This is a genomic window from Micromonospora sp. NPDC005298, assembly GCF_040607375.1.
GTDB lineage: Bacteria > Actinomycetota > Actinomycetes > Mycobacteriales > Micromonosporaceae > Micromonospora.
The window spans coordinates 12883-29104 of record NZ_JBEXGP010000040.1 but is presented as its reverse complement, the minus strand read 5'-3'; the positions used below and the strand labels follow the sequence as shown (position 1 = coordinate 29104).

Below are 16222 nucleotides of genomic sequence, written 5' to 3'. Positions count from 1 at the left end.
TCCTGCCCACCCGGATCGAGAACGGCATGCTCCAGACCCGCCTGCCCTGAGCGGCCGGGGCGTCGCGCTCGACGGGTAGAGCCGACCGGGGTCGACTCAGACGTTGAAGCCGAGGGAGCGGAGCTGGTCCCGACCCTCGTCAGTGATCTTGTCCGGGCCCCACGGCGGGAGCCACACCCAGTTGATCCGGATGTCGTTGACCAGGCCGCCGCCGGGGCCGGTGGTCAGCGCCTGCCGGGTCTGGTCCTCGATGACGTCGGTCAGCGGGCAGGCCGCCGAGGTGAGCGTCATGTCCAGGGTGGCGACGTTCTCGTCGTCCACGTGCACGCCGTACACCAGGCCGAGGTCGACCACGTTGATGCCGAGCTCGGGGTCGACGACGTCCTTCATCGCCTCCTCGATGTCGGCGATCATGGCCTTGCTGACGCCGGCCGTCGGGGTGGCGGCGTCGCCGGCACCCGGCGTCGCGGCACCGTCTGTCGTCACGGCGTCGGTCTGCGGCGCCGCGGTGGCGTCACCGGCCTCCGGGGTCGCTGCGGTAGCGGTGTTCTCGCTGCTCATGCCTTCACCTCCGGGCTCACGCCCACACCGGCGCGTGCCGCGGCGTCCTTGAACGCCATCCACGGCAGCAGCGCGCACTTGACCCGGGCGGGGTAGCGGGCAACACCCGCGAAAGCAACCCCGTCACCGAGTACGTCCTCGTCCGGCGTGACCTGACCACGTCCGGACATCAACTCGACGAACGCCTCGTGCACCTCGAATGCTTCCCCGGCGTTCCGGCCGCGCAGCAACTCGTGCAGGACGCTCGCCGAGGCCTGGCTGATCGAACAGCCCATCCCGTCGTACGAGATGTCGTGCAGCACGGCGCCGTCGGTGGCCACCCGGACGGTGACCTCGTCGCCGCAGGTCGGGTTGACGTGGTGCGCCTCGGCGACCCGGTCACCCGCGTCGTCGGCGTCGCGTAGGCCACGGCCGTGCGGATGCTTGTAGTGATCCAGGATGATCTCCTGGTAGAGCTGGTCGAGCTGCACCATCAGTCGAACACCTTCCGCACCTGCTCCAGACCGGCCACCAGAGCGTCGATCTCCTCGGTGGTGGTGTAGAGGTAGAACGAGGCCCGGGTCATGGCCGGGACGCCGAACCGGCTGCACACCGGCTTGGCACAGTGGTGGCCCACCCGCACCTGCACGCCGAGCGAGTCGAGCACCTGACCCACGTCGTGCGGGTGGACGTCCCCCAGCGCGAACGAGATGGTGCCGCCCCGACCCACTGGCACGTTCGGGCCGAATATCCGTAGGTCGGGCACCGAGCCGAGGGCGTCCAGCGCGTACGCCGTCAGTTCCTTCTCGTGCCACTGGATGGACGGCATCCCGATGCCGGTGAGGTAGTCCACCGCCGCGCCGAGCGCGACCGCCTCGGCGATCGGCGGGGTACCCGCCTCGAACCGGGCCGGGGGCGCCGCGAACGTCGACCGGGCCATGGTGACCGTCTCGATCATCGAACCGCCGCCGAACACCGGCGGCATGGCCGCGAGCAGTTCACCCCGACCCCAGAGGACACCGATGCCGGTGGGGCCGCACATCTTGTGCCCGGTGAACACGATGTAGTCGGCGTCCAGGTCGACCACGTCGATGGGCAGGTGCGGCACCGACTGGGAGCAGTCCAGCAGCAGCAGCGCGCCCACCTCACGGACCCGCGCGGTGATCCGGGAGGTGGCGTTGACCGTGCCGAGGATGTTCGACATGTGCACCAGCGAGACGATCTTCGTCCGCTCGGTGACCAGGTCCTCCAGGCCGGACTCGTCGAGTCGGCCCTGATCGGTGACCGGGAACCAGCGCAGGGTCGCGCCGGTCCGCTCGCAGAGCAGCTGCCACGGGACGATGTTCGAGTGGTGCTCCATCTCGGAGATCACCACCTCGTCGCCGGGGCCGAGCCGGAACCGGGGGTCACCGTCGGGGCGCAGCGAGGCGTTGGAGAAGGCGTACGCCACGATGTTGATCGCCTCGGTGGAGTTCTTGGTGAACACCACCTCGTCGACGCTCGGCGCGTGAATGAACGCGGCGACCTTGGCCCGCGCTCCCTCGTACGCCTCGGTGGCCTCGGTGCCCAGGGTGTGCACCGAGCGCGACACGTTGGCGTTGTGCAGCGCGTAGTGCTCGGCGAGCACGTCGAGCACCGGGCGGGGTTTGTGCGAGGTGTTGGCGCTGTCGAGGTAGACCAGCGGGTGCCCGTTGATCTCCCGATCGAGGATCGGGAAGTCGGCGCGCACCCGGGCCACGTCGAAACGCGGCACGTCGTCGTACTGCGGCATCCCCTCGGGGATCGCGATGCTGGTCATCTCGGCGGCGCCTCTCCCGCTCAGGCCTTGGCCGTGCCGGCCCCGGCGGCGTACCGCTCGTAGCCCTCGGCCTCGAGCTTGTCGGCCAGCTCCGGGCCGCCCTGCTCGACGATCCGGCCGGCCACGAAGACGTGCACGAAGTCCGGCTTGATGTAGCGCAGGATCCGCGTGTAGTGGGTGATCAGCAGCACGCCGGTGTCGCCGTTGTCGCGGACCCGGTTGACGCCCTCGCTGACCACGCGCAGCGCGTCCACGTCGAGACCCGAGTCGGTCTCGTCGAGGACCGCGATCTTCGGCTTGAGCAGCTCCAGCTGGACGATCTCGTGCCGCTTCTTCTCACCACCGGAGAAGCCCTCGTTGACGTTGCGCTGGGCGAACGCCGGGTCCATCTGGAGTCGCTCCATGGCGCCGCGCAGCTCGCCACCCCAGGTGCGCAGCTTCGGGGCCTCGCCGTCGATGGCGGTCTTGGCGGTGCGCAGGAAGTTCGCCACCGATACGCCGGGGACCTCGACCGGGTACTGCATGGCCAGGAAGAGGCCGGCGCGGGCGCGCTCGTCGACCGTCATGGCCAGCACGTCCTCGCCGTCGAGGGTCACCGAGCCGCCGGTGATCTCGTACTTGGGGTGGCCGGCGATCGAGTACGCCAGGGTGGACTTGCCGGAGCCGTTCGGGCCCATGATCGCGTGGGTCTCACCGGACTTCACGGTCAGGTCGACGCCTGCCAGGATCGGCTTGAGCTCACCCTCGGGCAGCTTGACCGACACCTTCAGGTCGCGGATCTCCAGGGTGCTCATTATCGGGTCACTCCATTGCTCGGCGTCAGGCTGAGGTAGATGTCCCCGTCGCGGACCTCGACGGGGTAGACGGGTACGGGTTCGGTGGCCGGCAGGCCGGTGGGCTGCCCGGTGCGCAGGTCGAAGCGGGAGCCGTGCAGCCAGCACTCGAGCGTGCAGCCGTCGACCTCGCCCTCGGAGAGGGCGACCGCGGCGTGCGAGCACTCGTCGTAGGCGGCGTAGAAGCTGCCGTCCTCGCCGTGCACCAGGGCGATCGGCATGCCGTCGACGTCCGCGCTGATCGCGGTGCCCTTCGGCACGTCCTCGGTCGAGCAGATCCGGATCATCAGGCGCCGGCCTTGGCCAGCCGGGCCTCGATGGCGTCGCCCAGGCGCTCGCGCAGCTCCTCCACCGGGATCTTGTTGATCAGCTCGGCGAAGAAGCCACGGACCACCAGGCGCCGGGCCTCGCCCTCCGGGATGCCCCGGGCCATCAGGTAGAACAGCTGCTCGTCGTCGAAACGCCCGGTCGCGCTGGCGTGACCGGCGCCGGCGATCTCGCCGGTCTCGATCTCCAGATTGGGTACGGAGTCCGCCCGCGCGCCATCGGTGAGCAGCAGGTTCCGGTTGATCTCGTACGTGTCGGTGCCGGTCGCCTCGGCCTGGATCAGCACGTCGCCCACCCAGACGGTGTGCGCGTCCTCGCCCTGCAGCGCGCCCCGGTAGCCGACGTAGCTGCGGCAGTCCGGCACGTTGTGGTCGACCAACTGCCGGTGCTCCAGGTGCTGGCCGGAGTCGGCGAAGTACACGCCGTACAGCTCGGCCTCGCCGCCACGGCCGGTGTACTCGACGCTCGTGAACTGCCGGACCAGATCACCGCCGAGGGACACCTGGATGTGCACGACCCGCGCGTCCCGACCGAGCTTGATCTTCAGGTGCTGCGCCTGGACCGCGTCGTCGGCCCAGTCCGCGACCGTGACCAGGGTCAGCTTCGCGCCGTCCGCCACGACGACCTCGACGTTGTCGGCCAGCGTGGCCGACCCGACGTGCTCCAGGACCACCGTCGCCTCGGCGAACCGGCCCACCTCGACGAAGGTGTGCCCGAACGACGGCTGCTCGACGCCCTCGCCGACCACCCGCAACCGCACCGGCTCGCCGACCACCACGTCGGGAGCCACCCGCAGCAGCAGGGCGTCGGGAGCGGCGCCGTACGCCAGCGCGCTGACCCGGTCGACCGGGGTCAGGACGCTGCCGACCCGCTCGTCGTCACGGCCGACCCGGGTGATGGCGACGCCCTCGGGCAGGTCGGCGTACTCGTGTCGGACCGCGCCGGTCGCGGCCGGCGCGTCGCTGGTCAGGCCGCGGAGGCGCTTGAGCGGGGTGAAGCGCCACTCCTCCTCCAGGCCGGTGAGGGCCGGGAAGTCGGCGACGTCAAACGAGCGCAGCGCCTGCGACTTGGTGCTGGGCGGCGGCGCGGAAGCCTGGGTAGTCATTTCTTCCTTGGTCTGTTCTCTGCTACGACGACGGTGTCAGGTCGGCCGGACGGGGAACGGACGGCGTCAGCCGACCGCGCCCTCCATCTGGAGTTCGATCAGCCGGTTCAGCTCCAGGGCGTACTCCATCGGGAGTTCCTTGGCGATCGGCTCGATGAAGCCACGCACGATCATGGCCATCGCCTCGTCCTCGCTCAGGCCCCGGCTCATCAGGTAGAAGAGCTGGTCGTCGCTGATCTTGGAGACGGTCGCCTCGTGACCCATCGACACGTCGTCCTCGCGGATGTCGACGTACGGGTAGGTGTCCGAGCGGGAGATGGTGTCGACCAGCAGCGCGTCGCACTTGACCGTGCTGCGGCTGTGGTGCGAACCCTCCAACACCTGCACCAGACCCCGGTACGAGGTGCGGCCGCCGCCCCGGGCGATCGACTTCGACACGATCGTCGAGGAGGTGTGCGGCGCGGCGTGCACCATCTTGGCGCCCGCGTCCTGGTGCTGACCCTCGCCGGCCATCGCCACCGAGAGCACCTCGCCCTTGGCGTGCTCGCCGGTCATGTAGACCGCCGGGTACTTCATGGTCACCTTGGAGCCGATGTTGCCGTCGACCCACTCCATGGTCGCGCCCTCGTGGCAGACGGCGCGCTTGGTCACCAGGTTGTAGACGTTGTTCGACCAGTTCTGGATGGTCGTGTAGCGGCAGCGCGCGTTCTTCTTGACGATGATCTCCACGACGGCGCTGTGCAGCGAGTCGGAGGAGTAGAGCGGCGCGGTGCAGCCCTCGACGTAGTGCACGTACGCACCCTCGTCGACGATGATCAGCGTCCGCTCGAACTGGCCCATGTTCTCCGTGTTGATCCGGAAGTAGGCCTGCAGCGGGATCTCCACGTGCACACCCTTCGGCACGTAGATGAACGAGCCACCGGACCACACGGAAGTGTTGAGCGCGGCGAACTTGTTGTCGCCGACCGGGATCACCGTGCCGAAGTACTCCTTGAAGACGTCCTCGTGCTCGCGCAGCGCGGTGTCGGTGTCCAGGAAGAGGACGCCCTGCTCCTCAAGGTCCTCACGGATCTTGTGGTAGACGACCTCCGACTCGTACTGCGCCGCGACACCGGCGACCAGGCGCTGCTTCTCCGCCTCCGGGATGCCCAGCCGGTCGTACGTGTTCTTGATGTCCTCCGGCAGGTCCTCCCAGCTGGTGGCCTGCTTCTCGGTGGACCGCACGAAGTACTTGATGTTGTCGAAGTCGATGCCCGTGAGGTCCGCGCCCCACGCCGGCATCGGCTTACGGCCGAACAGCCGCAGACCCTTCAGCCGCAGGTCGAGCATCCAGGCCGGCTCGTTCTTCTTGGCCGAGATGTCCCGCACCACCGCCTCGTTGATGCCGCGCTGGGCGACCGCCCCGGCGGCGTCCGGGTCGGACCAGCCGTACTCGTAGCGACCCAGGGCGGCGAGCTGCTCTTCCTGGGTCAGGGGCTGGACGATCTGCTCGGTCATCTATCTGTCCTCACAGTGGTGACGGGATTACCGGAATGGGCGCGGGTCGGCTGGGTCGGAATGTGCGTGGTGCACACCCCGTCGCCGTGCGCGATGGTGGCCAGGCGCTGCACGTGGGTGCCGACCAGACGGGAGATCACCGCGGTCTCGGCCTCGCACAGCTGGGGAAACTCGGCGGCCACGTGCGCCACCGGGCAGTGGTGCTGGCAGAGCTGCCCGCCGGAGGCGATCGTGGTCGCGTTGGCAGCGTATCCCTCGGCGGTGAGCGCTCCGGCGAGTGCCTCCGCCCGCGCGAGGGGGTCGTCGCCGGCGTCCTCCATGGCGGCCCGGCACCGCGACTCCAGGGCGGACACCTGCTCGGTGGCGAACGCCTCGACCGCGTCCGAACCACCACTGCGGGCGATCCACCGCAGCGCGGCGGTGGCCATGTTGTCGTAGTGATGGGTGCCACAGCGCACCCGCGCGGCCTCGGTCAGCAGGAAAACCTTCGCCGGGCGCCCTCGACCGCGACTGCCCTGCACGGTCTGCTCCCGGGCGAAGACGTCACCGTCGGCGAGCATCGCGTCCAGGTGCCGGCGGATCGCCGCCGGGCTCAGGCCGAGCGCCTGACCGAGCTGCGCGGCCGTGGTCGCGCCCCGCTCCAGCAGGAGCTGGGTGACCCGTTCCCGGGTGGAGACCTCGGTCGCCGCCGCACCGGCGAACCCGGTCGACGGGGTCACGACGGGCGCGGACGCGGGAGCACCGACGGCCGGAACGGCCGCCGACCGCTGCCCGGAGAGCGCCGCCGCGTTTTTCACAACGCCAACGTTACGTAATTACCCGGAGGGTCGCAAACCCGGGTCCCGGTGATCCGAACCACCGACCCGACGGAGTCGGACGAAGCTCGATCACTACGGTGCGTAGGATTTGCGCCGTGAACCGAATCGTCCGTCCGGTCTCCGGGACCCTGCTGCGCCGCCTCGCGCTCGCCTCGATCATCGCGAACGTGGGCATCGTCGTCACCGGCGGGGCCGTCCGGTTGACCGCCTCCGGCCTCGGGTGCCCCACCTGGCCCCGGTGCACCGACGATTCGTACGTCACCACCCCCGAGATGGGCGTCTACGGGGTGATCGAGTTCGGCAACCGGATGCTGACCTTCGCGGTGGGCCTCGTCGCACTGGCCACCGTGCTGGCCGTACTGGCGCACCGGCCGCGCCGACCCGGGCTCCTCGCGCTGGCCGTCGCCGTGTTCCTGGGCATCCCCGCCCAGGCCGTGATCGGTGGCATCACCGTCCTGACCAACCTCAACCCGTGGGTCGTGGGGCTGCACTTCCTCGCCTCCATGGCGGTGATCGCCGCCGCGTACGCCCTCTGGCGGCGGATCGGCGACCCGGACGGCCCCACGGTGGCCGTGGTGCCCACACCGCTGCGCACGCTGGCCCGGATCACCACCGGCGTCAGCGTCGCGGTACTGGTGATCGGCACCTGGGTCACCGGCAGCGGCCCGCACGCCGGCGACCACGGCGCCGCCCGCAACGGACTCGACCCGGAGGCGATCTCCCAGGTACACGCCGACGCGGTCTTCCTGCTGATCGGCCTCTCGGTTGCGTTGATCTTCGCGTTCCGGGCCGTCGGCGCGCGGCGGGCCACCCGCGCCGCGATCGTCCTCGTCGCCGTCGAGCTGGGTCAGGGTCTCATCGGCTTCGTCCAGTACTTCACCCACGTGCCCGCGCTCCTGGTCGGCGCGCACATGCTCGGCTCCTGCCTGGTCCTGCTCGCCACCCTCTCGGTGCAGTGGTCGACCCGGGAACGCCGCCCGAACGCCGCCCCGACACCGCAGCCCGTCCCGGCGGACGCCGTCCCGGTCACCGCCTGAGCGTCCCGGTCGCCTGCTCGTCCTGACCGCCCGCTCGTCCCGGTCGCCTGATCGTGCCGACCGCCTGCTCGACTCGGTCGCCGCCTGAGCGCCCCGCGCCCCGCGCCCCGCGCCCCGCGCCCCGCGCCCCGCGCCAAGATCATGCTCAATCCAGGAAGTAGTGGCCTCAGCGACGCGCCCCGCGCCAAGATCGCGCTCGATCCCGGAAATAGTGGCCTCGCGGCGCGCCAAGGCCACTCGATCCTGGATGTTGCGTGATCTTGCCGGCTGGCGACCATGATCGGGGCTGCCCCGACACGTGGCGCGATCCTGCCCGGCGGCCCTGACCGGGACCGGCCCGGCACATGGCGCGATCCTGCCCGGCGACCCTGACCGGGACCGGCCCGGCACGTAGCGCGCCATCTTGCCCGGCGGCCCTGATGGGGCTGCCCCGACACGTGGCGCGATCTTCCCGGGCTGGCCCTGATCGGGACCACCCCGGTAGACGCGTGTGCGGGGACGGCGCAGGAACCGCTGGTGTGCGGTCAGGCGCGACGGGCCAGGTGGGTGGTGATCCCGGTGGCCAGGCGTTCGGGGGCGCCGTCGGCGTACCCGATGAACAGCGACGGCTCGGTCAGCTCCAGCTCGACCAGGACGGGGTCGCCGTCCGGGCCGGGGATCAGGTCGACCCGGGCGTAGAGCAGCTGCCGTGTGCCGCCGGGCACGGTGGCGAGGGTGCGTTCGGCGACCGCGAGCTGGTCAGGTCGTGCGGTACGGGCGCTGATCTCCTCGGCCTTGTAGAGCCCGTCCGGGCCGAGGTCCGGACCGGTCAGCATCGGCCCCTTGCGGATGGCGTGGCTGAACGCGAGCCCGTCCGGGCCGGCCAGGAAGAGCAGTGCCGTCTCGCCCTCGGTGTCGACGGCGCTCAGGTACGGCTGGATCATTGTCGTCCGACCGGCGGTGGACAGCCGGCGTACGTGTGCCACGGCCAGGTCGCGGTGCTCCGGGTCGGCCAGGTCGTACCGGCCGGTGTCCTGGCTGCCCGCGCTGACCGCTGGCTTGATCACGTACTCGCCGGTGTCGGCGGGCGGCTGCCAGCTCTCCCCCGGCTCGACCCAGGAGGTCGGCACGGTGGGCACCCCGGCCGCGCTCAGCTCGCCGAGGTAGCGCTTGTCGGTGTTCCAGCGGACCACGTCGGCCGGGTTGACGAGCGCCGGGACGGTTGCCGCCCAGGTGACGAACTCGTCGCGGCGCAGCGCGTAGTCCCATGGTGAGCGGAGCACGACCAGGTCGTACGAGGACCAGTCGACGTCGGGTTCGTCCCAGACGGGAGCCTCGACGGTGACGCCTCGGGCGGCGAGCGGGGCGAGGACCAGACGATCGTCCGGGTCCAGCTCGGTCAGTTCGGTGCAGGTGACGAGAGCGACCCGGGGTCTCCCCCGGGTCGACTGGTGGTGGTCGGTCAATGTCAGTTATCTATCTCAGCGGGCCATCGTGCGCCGGGCCATCGACCGCCAGAGGTCGTTGCTCGGACGCATCTGGTCCATCAGTTCACGCTCCCAGGCGTTCTCGACGGTGACTCCCGCCTTGGCGCACGCCTCCCGGGCCGTGACGGTGTCGTCGGCGAACTGGTCGCCCCACTCACCGTCGGAACCCACGAGGACGATCCGCGCGCCACGCTTGCCGACGTACTCGATGACCGCCTTCGCTCCACCGTGTCCGGCGGCGAACGCCTTGAGGCCGGCGACCAGACCGTGCGGGGCCTGCTCACCGACGGTCTGCTCGTCCGTCAGCGTCGTATCGGAACCATCTGCCATGACGCGAAGCCTAAGCAGAGTTCCAGTCGGCCGTGCGAGAACCATGAAGCTTTTGTGATGCCAATTACCTACAGGTTTAAGACAGAACACAGGTTTGCTGTCCGGTTTTTTACCGACATATGGGTGCGAAATGCGCTGGCAAACCGGTATCGAGCCCTCGCAGGTTGAGCCGATCCGACTCATGCGAAAGTTACCCTGATGTGACGTTAAACCCGGACAACTGATCCATGATGGTGATTAGTTGAGACGGAACTGGTCGATCCGCAACGGGATCAGATCAGCGCGTCGAGCGCGACGGCCACGAAGACGATCGTCAGGTACGTGGTCGACCAGTGGAACAGCCGCATCGGCTTGACGGCCTCGCCGCGCGTCGCACGACGGCACAGCCGGTGCGCCTCGAGGATGAAGACGGCCCCCACCACGAGCGTCGGGACGCCGTAGATCGCGCTGAGGCCCAGCGGCCAGACCGCCAGGGAGGTCAGCACGGTGAGCCAGGCGAAGATCAGGATCTCGGCGTTCACCCGGCGGGTGGAGGCCACCACCGGCAGCATCGGGATCCCGGCCCGCGCGTAGTCGTCCTTGTACTTCATGGCGAGCGGGTAGAAGTGCGGCATCTGCCAGAAGAAGACCACCGCGAACAGACCCCACGCGGCCGGTGCCAGCGTGCCGGTCACCGCCGCCCAGCCGATCAGCACCGGAGCGGCACCGCAGGCGCCACCCCAGAACGTGTTCGTCGGCGTGGAGCGCTTGAGCCACATCGTGTAGATGACGTCGTAGTAGACGATCGCGGCGAGGGTGAGCGCGGCGGCGAGCAGGTTGGTGAACGCCGCCATCAGCACGATCGAGATCGCCGCCAGCACCAGTCCGAAGACCAGGGCGCTGCGCGGTGACACCGTGTGCGCCGGCAGCGGCCGGCGCTTGGTACGCCGCATCAACTGGTCGATGTCCCGGTCGATGTAGCAGTTGAGCACGCTGGCCGCGCCCGCGGCGAGCGAGCCACCGACAAGCACCACGGCCATCAGCCACAGCGACGGCAGGCCACCCTCGGCGAGCATCATCGCCGGCACGGTGGTGACCAGCAGCAACTCGACGATGCGCGGCTTGGTGAGCGCCACGTACGCCGAGACGATGGCGCGGACGTCCCGCCGCGCCACCGGGCCGTCGGCCGCCCGCGCCGGGGGCTGCCCGGCGGGGTTGCTCGCGGGGCGCTCGGTGATCATGCTCACGGATTGCCACCTTCCGGCATCGGCACGGGGAGATCGGTCGGCCCGACCGGTTCGGGGGCCGCACACCGACCCACACACTACGCGTTGTCGTTTTGGCTGCCCGGCCGACCCGACAACGGTGCGGGCCGTCACACCACCGGGTTGAACGACTCGGCGCCCGGTCCCGTACCGCAGACCATGCAGAGATCCCCGGGCGGACGTTTAGTCACGCTCGATAGGGTCACCAGTGAGGGTTCCGCCCATCTGCCGAGGAGCACAACCATCGTGGCTGCCAACCGACCCGAGCACTCCGAACTCAACTGGTCCGACCTCGATCGCCGGGCTGTCGACACCGTCCGCGTCCTGGCCATGGATGCCGTGGAGAAATCCGGCAACGGCCACCCGGGTACCGCGATGAGCCTGGCGCCCGCGGCGTACCTCCTCTTCAACCGGGTCATGCGGCACAACCCTGCCGACCCGAACTGGCCCGGTCGGGACCGGTTCGTGCTCTCCGCCGGGCACTCCAGCCTGACGCTCTACATCCAGCTGTTCCTGTCCGGGTACCCGCTGAGCCTGTCCGACCTGAAGTCGCTGCGGCAGTGGGGTTCGCTCACCCCGGGTCACCCCGAGCACGGGCACACCCCGGGCGTGGAGACCACCACCGGCCCGCTCGGGCAGGGCCTGGGCAACGCGGTGGGCATGGCCATGGCGGCCCGCCGCGAGCGCGGCCTGTTCGACCCGGAGGCCGAGGCGGGCGCCTCGGTCTTCGACCACGACATCTGGTGCATCGTGTCCGACGGCGACATCGAGGAGGGCATCAGCCACGAGGTCAGCGCCCTCGCCGGGCACCAGCAGCTGGGCAACCTCACGGTGATCTACGACGACAACGAGATCTCGATCGAGGACGACACCCGCATCGCCAAGAGCGAGGACGTGGCAGCCCGCTACGAGGCGTACGGATGGCACGTGCAGACCGTCGACTGGCGCAGCGGCGACGCCGACCAGGGCGACTACCACGAGGACGCCGAGGCGCTGTACCGCGCGCTGCTCGCCGCGAAGGCGGAGACCGACCGTCCCTCCTTCATCGCCCTGCGCACCATCATCGGCTGGCCCGCCCCCAACAAGCAGAACACCGGCAAGATCCACGGCTCGGCGCTCGGCGCCGACGAGGTGAAGGCCACCAAGCGGATCCTCGGCTTCGACCCGGAGCAGACCTTCGAGGTGGACGAGGAGGTGCTCGGCCACGCCCGCACGGTGATGGGCCGCGGCTCCGACGCCCAGCAGGAGTGGACCACCGCGTTCGACGCCTGGAAGAAGGCCAACCCGGAGCGCACGGCGCTCTACGAGCGGATGGCCGGCCGGGTGCTTCCCGACGGCTGGACCAACGCGCTGCCGGTCTTCCCCGCCGACGCCAAGGGCGTGGCCACCCGGGCCGCGTCCGGCAAGGTGCTGGAGGCCCTCGCGCCGGTCCTGCCGGAGCTGTGGGGCGGCTCGGCCGACCTGGCCGAGAGCAACAACACCACGATGAAGGGCGAGCCGTCGTTCATCCCGGCCTCGCACGCCACCAAGGACTTCCCCGGCCACGAGTACGGCCGCACGCTGCACTTCGGCATCCGCGAGCACGCCATGGGCGCGATCCTCAACGGCATCGCGCTGCACGGCGGCACCCGCCCGTACGGCGGCACCTTCCTGGTGTTCAGCGACTACATGCGCCCGTCGGTGCGGCTGGCGGCGCTGATGAAGCTCCCGGTGACGTACGTCTGGACGCACGACTCGATCGGCCTGGGCGAGGACGGCCCGACCCACCAGCCGGTGGAGCACCTGACCGCGCTGCGGGCCATCCCGGGCCTGGACGTGGTCCGCCCGGCCGACGCCAACGAGACGGCCTGGGCGTGGCGGCAGGCGCTGGAGCACACCGACCGGCCCACCGCGCTGGCGCTGAGCCGTCAGCCGCTGCCGACCCTGGACCGGGACGTCCTGGGTGGCGCGGACGGCGTGGCCAAGGGCGGTTACGTGCTGGCCGAGGCGTCCAACGGCAAGCCGCAGGTGATCATCGTCGGCACCGGCTCCGAGGTGCAGCTCTGCCTGACCGCCCGGGAGCGCCTGGAGGCCGACGGCACCCCGACCCGGGTGGTCTCGATGCCCTGTCAGGAGTGGTTCTACGAGCAGGACGAGGCGTACCGGGAGTCGGTGCTCCCCCGTGGGGTAAAGGCACGGGTGAGCGTGGAGGCGGGCATCGCGATGTCCTGGCGCGGAATCGTCGGCGACCTCGGCGAGAGCGTGAGCCTGGAGCACTACGGCGCGAGCGCCCCGCACACCGTGCTCTTCGAGCAGTTCGGGTTCACCCCCGACCGGATCGTCGCGGCGGCGCACGCCTCGCTGGCCCGGGTGGGCGACATCACCGGTTTCACGACCGGCAACTGAGGGAGCGTGGACGGCATGACCGACAAGCTGAATGAGCTCACCGCCGCGGGTGTGGCGGTCTGGCTCGACGATCTTTCCCGGGTGCGGCTCAGCTCCGGCGGGCTGGACCAGCTGCGCCGCGAGAAGCACGTGGCCGGGGTCACCACCAACCCGACAATCTTCGCGAAGGCGCTGAGCGACGCCGACGAGTACAACTGGCAGTTGCGCGACCTCGCCACCCGTGGCGTGGAGGTCGAGGAGTCGGTACGCATGCTCACCACGTACGACGTGCGGTGGGCGTGCGACGTGATGCGCCCGTCGTACGACGGCAGCGACGGTGTCGACGGCCGGGTCTCCATCGAGGTGGACCCCCGGGTGGCGCACGACAGCGACAAGACCGTGGCCGAGGCCAAGGCCCTGTGGTGGCTGGTCGACAGGCCCAACCTCTTCATCAAGATCCCGGCCACCGAGGAGGGCCTCTCGGCGATCACCGACACGCTCGCCGAGGGGATCAGCGTCAACGTGACGCTGATCTTCGGCCTGGACCGCTACTCGGCGGTCATGGAGGCGTTCCTGGCCGGCCTGGAGAAGGCCAAGGCCAACGGCCACGACCTGTCGAAGATCGGCTCGGTGGCGTCGTTCTTCGTCTCCCGGGTCGACGCCGAGGTCGACAAGAGGCTGGAGAAGATCGGCTCGGACCAGGCCAAGGCGCTGCGGGGCAAGGCCGCCGTGGCCAATGCCCAGCTGGCGTACGAGCGCTACTCCGAGGTGTTCTCCTCCGACCGCTGGAAGGCGCTCGCCGCCGCCGGCGCGCACCCGCAGCGGCCGCTGTGGGCGTCGACCTCGACGAAGAACCCGGACTACCGCGACGTCATCTACGTCGAGGAGCTGATCGCTCCCGGCACGGTCAACACCATGCCCGAGTCGGTCATCCACGCGTACGCCGATCATGGCGAGACCCGCGGCGACACCGTGACCGGGGCCTACGACGCGGCCCGGAAGGTCTTCGCGGACCTGGAGTCGGTCGGGGTGGACATGGACGACGTGATCGCCACCCTGGAGCGCGAGGGCGTGGAGAAGTTCGAGACCAGCTGGCAGGAGCTGCTCGACGGTGTCCGCAAGTCGCTGGAGGCGGCGGCCAAGGGCAAGGGTGCCCCGAACAAGGCGGCCAAGGGCAACGCGAAGGCCGCTGAGCAGGCTGGTGGTAACGCATGAGCGACCTTCTCGCAGGGCCGGCGGAGGCCGCCGCCGGGCTCGTCGTGCACGGCGCGGACGCGGTCGACAGGTCCGCGCCCGCCTCGACCCGGGACGCGCTGGTCAAGGCCGGCGTCCCGGGCAAGCTGGCCGCGAAGGACCCGGGCCTGTGGGGTCCGGACGCCGAGGCCGAGGCGAAGATCCGGCTCGGCTGGGTGGACACCCACCAGCGCAGTCGGGAGCTGCTGGTGCAGCTCGCCGAGTTGACCACCGAGCTGGCCGATCTGGACCACGTGGTGCTCGCCGGCATGGGCGGCTCGTCGCTGGCCCCCGAGGTGATCACCCGTACCCTCGGCCGGCCGCTGACCGTGCTGGACACCACCGACCCCGGTCAGGTCCGCGCGGCCCTGGGCGACCGGCTGGAGCGCACGGTCGTGGTGGTGGCCAGCAAGTCCGGTTCGACGGTGGAGACCGACAGCCACCGGCGCGCGTACTGGCAGGCGTTCCTCGACGCCGGGATGACCGAGGCGGAGGCCGGCCGGCACTTCGTCATCGTCACCGACCCGGGCTCGCCGCTGGAGACGACCGCCACCGAGATGGGCGCGTTCACCGTGCTCGCCGACCCGAACGTGGGCGGCCGGTACTCGGCGCTCACCGCGTTCGGGCTGGTGCCGTCGGCGCTCGCCGGCGTCGAGGTGTCCGAGCTGATCGACCAGGCCGACGCGCTGGCCGCGTCGCTGGCCGGGGACCGGGACAACCCGGCGTTGGCGCTGGGCGCCGCGCTGGGCGCCGCCGCCACCCTGGCCCGGGACAAGGTCGCGCTGATCTCCGACGGCACCGGCATCGACGGGCTCGGCGACTGGGCCGAGCAGCTGATCGCCGAGTCGACAGGCAAGGCCGGCGTGGGCATCCTTCCGGTGGTGGTGGAGTCCCCGCAGAGCCCCGGCGCCGTCGGCTCCGACGTGCTGACCGTCACCTACGGCGGCGCGCTGGCCCCCGGCGACGTGCCGGGTGGCGGCACCGACCCGGACGTGGCCGTCAACGGCCCGCTCGGCGCGCAGTTCCTCGCCTGGGAGTACGCCACGGCGGTGGCCGGTGTGGTGCTCGGCATCGACCCGTTCAACCAGCCGAACGTCACCGAGTCCAAGGAGAACACCAACAAGATCCTGGCCTCGGGTCTGCCGGCGGAGACGCCGTCGTTCACCGAGGGCGCGATCGAGGTGTACGCCCCGCAGGGCGCTCCCGGCGACCTGGCCGGTGTGCTGCGCTGGCTGCTCGACGGGTTGGGCGACGACGGCTACCTGGCGGTCATGGCGTACCTCGACCGGTTCGCCGACGCCGACACCGCCCGGCTGCGTCCGCTGCTGGCCGAGGCGGCCGGCCGGCCCGTCACCTTCGGTTGGGGGCCGCGGTTCCTGCACTCGACCGGCCAGTACCACAAGGGTGGGCCGCAGGTCGGCAGCTACCTCCAGGTGACCGGCGCGGTCGCCGAGGACCTGGACGTGCCGGGCAAGCCGTACACATTCGGTGAGTTGCAGGCGGCGCAGGCCGCCGGTGACCGGCAGGCCCTCGCGGGTCGGGAACGGCCCGTGCTGCGGCTGCACCTGACCGACCGGGCCGCCGGCGTCGCCCAACTGCTCGACGCGGCCGGTCAGCTGCGCAGGTGAGG

Annotated in this window: 15 protein-coding genes; 4 read left to right on the top strand and 11 right to left on the bottom strand. The window is 70.5% G+C overall.

What is annotated here, in order from left to right; translation table 11 throughout:
- Window positions 1-96: 96 nt before the first annotated feature.
- From ABZS77_RS29540 to ABZS77_RS29505, 8 genes are all read right to left on the bottom strand, one after another.
- Complete coding sequence (locus ABZS77_RS29540; RefSeq protein WP_354829554.1) at window positions 97-561, bottom strand: metal-sulfur cluster assembly factor; 465 nt, start codon at window positions 559-561, stop codon at window positions 97-99.
- The gene (sufU, locus tag ABZS77_RS29535; RefSeq protein ID WP_354829557.1) at window positions 558-1031 is read right to left on the bottom strand and encodes a Fe-S cluster assembly sulfur transfer protein SufU; all 474 of its coding nucleotides are present in this window, start codon (window positions 1029-1031) and stop codon (window positions 558-560) included. The genes ABZS77_RS29540 and sufU overlap by 4 nt, the downstream gene beginning before the upstream one ends.
- A gap of 2 nt (window positions 1032-1033) precedes the next feature.
- Window positions 1034-2338, bottom strand: a complete 1305-nt coding sequence (locus ABZS77_RS29530) for a cysteine desulfurase (RefSeq protein WP_354829552.1) — start codon at window positions 2336-2338, stop codon at window positions 1034-1036.
- A gap of 20 nt (window positions 2339-2358) precedes the next feature.
- Window positions 2359-3132, bottom strand: a complete 774-nt coding sequence (gene sufC / locus ABZS77_RS29525; RefSeq protein WP_354829550.1) for a Fe-S cluster assembly ATPase SufC — start codon at window positions 3130-3132, stop codon at window positions 2359-2361.
- Complete coding sequence (locus tag ABZS77_RS29520) at window positions 3132-3458, bottom strand: non-heme iron oxygenase ferredoxin subunit (RefSeq protein ID WP_354829548.1); 327 nt, start codon at window positions 3456-3458, stop codon at window positions 3132-3134. Before ABZS77_RS29520 ends, sufC begins: the two co-directional genes overlap by 1 nt.
- Window positions 3458-4603 carry a Fe-S cluster assembly protein SufD gene (gene sufD, locus ABZS77_RS29515; protein ID WP_354829546.1) on the bottom strand — a complete coding sequence of 382 codons (1146 nt, stop codon included), beginning with the start codon at window positions 4601-4603 and terminating at the stop codon, window positions 3458-3460. The genes ABZS77_RS29520 and sufD overlap by 1 nt, the downstream gene beginning before the upstream one ends.
- A 66-nt stretch (window positions 4604-4669) precedes the next feature.
- A complete protein-coding gene (gene sufB / locus ABZS77_RS29510) occupies window positions 4670-6100 on the bottom strand; it encodes a Fe-S cluster assembly protein SufB (protein ID WP_074312771.1) in 1431 nt (476 codons plus the stop codon).
- Window positions 6097-6897, bottom strand: a complete 801-nt coding sequence (locus ABZS77_RS29505) for an HTH domain-containing protein (RefSeq protein ID WP_354829544.1) — start codon at window positions 6895-6897, stop codon at window positions 6097-6099. The genes sufB and ABZS77_RS29505 overlap by 4 nt, the downstream gene beginning before the upstream one ends.
- A gap of 116 nt (window positions 6898-7013) precedes the next feature.
- Here ABZS77_RS29505 and ABZS77_RS29500 point away from each other — a divergent pair, with 116 nt between their 5' ends.
- Window positions 7014-7955: a COX15/CtaA family protein gene (locus ABZS77_RS29500; protein ID WP_354829543.1), complete on the top strand. Its 942-nt coding sequence runs from the start codon at window positions 7014-7016 to the stop codon at window positions 7953-7955.
- Between the two features lie 524 nt (window positions 7956-8479).
- Here ABZS77_RS29500 and ABZS77_RS29495 read toward each other — a convergent pair.
- From ABZS77_RS29495 to ABZS77_RS29485, 3 genes are all read right to left on the bottom strand, one after another.
- On the bottom strand, window positions 8480-9400 hold the full coding sequence (locus ABZS77_RS29495) for a hypothetical protein (protein ID WP_354829542.1): 921 nt from the start codon (window positions 9398-9400) through the stop codon (window positions 8480-8482).
- Between the two features lie 15 nt (window positions 9401-9415).
- On the bottom strand, window positions 9416-9751 hold the full coding sequence (locus ABZS77_RS29490; RefSeq protein WP_354829540.1) for a hypothetical protein: 336 nt from the start codon (window positions 9749-9751) through the stop codon (window positions 9416-9418).
- Between the two features lie 272 nt (window positions 9752-10023).
- Complete coding sequence (locus ABZS77_RS29485; protein ID WP_354829539.1) at window positions 10024-10977, bottom strand: heme o synthase; 954 nt, start codon at window positions 10975-10977, stop codon at window positions 10024-10026.
- A 264-nt stretch (window positions 10978-11241) separates the two neighbouring features.
- Here ABZS77_RS29485 and tkt point away from each other — a divergent pair, with 264 nt between their 5' ends.
- Genes tkt through ABZS77_RS29470 form a run of 3 tightly spaced genes read left to right on the top strand, consistent with a single transcriptional unit; the run spans window position 11242 to window position 16220 of the window.
- On the top strand, window positions 11242-13380 hold the full coding sequence (tkt, locus tag ABZS77_RS29480; RefSeq protein ID WP_354829538.1) for a transketolase: 2139 nt from the start codon (window positions 11242-11244) through the stop codon (window positions 13378-13380).
- A gap of 15 nt (window positions 13381-13395) precedes the next feature.
- Entirely contained in the window at window positions 13396-14574 is a 1179-nt protein-coding gene (gene tal / locus ABZS77_RS29475; protein WP_354829537.1) for a transaldolase, read from the top strand.
- Window positions 14571-16220: a glucose-6-phosphate isomerase gene (locus ABZS77_RS29470; protein ID WP_354829536.1), complete on the top strand. Its 1650-nt coding sequence runs from the start codon at window positions 14571-14573 to the stop codon at window positions 16218-16220. The genes tal and ABZS77_RS29470 overlap by 4 nt, the downstream gene beginning before the upstream one ends.
- Window positions 16221-16222 lie beyond the last annotated feature (2 nt).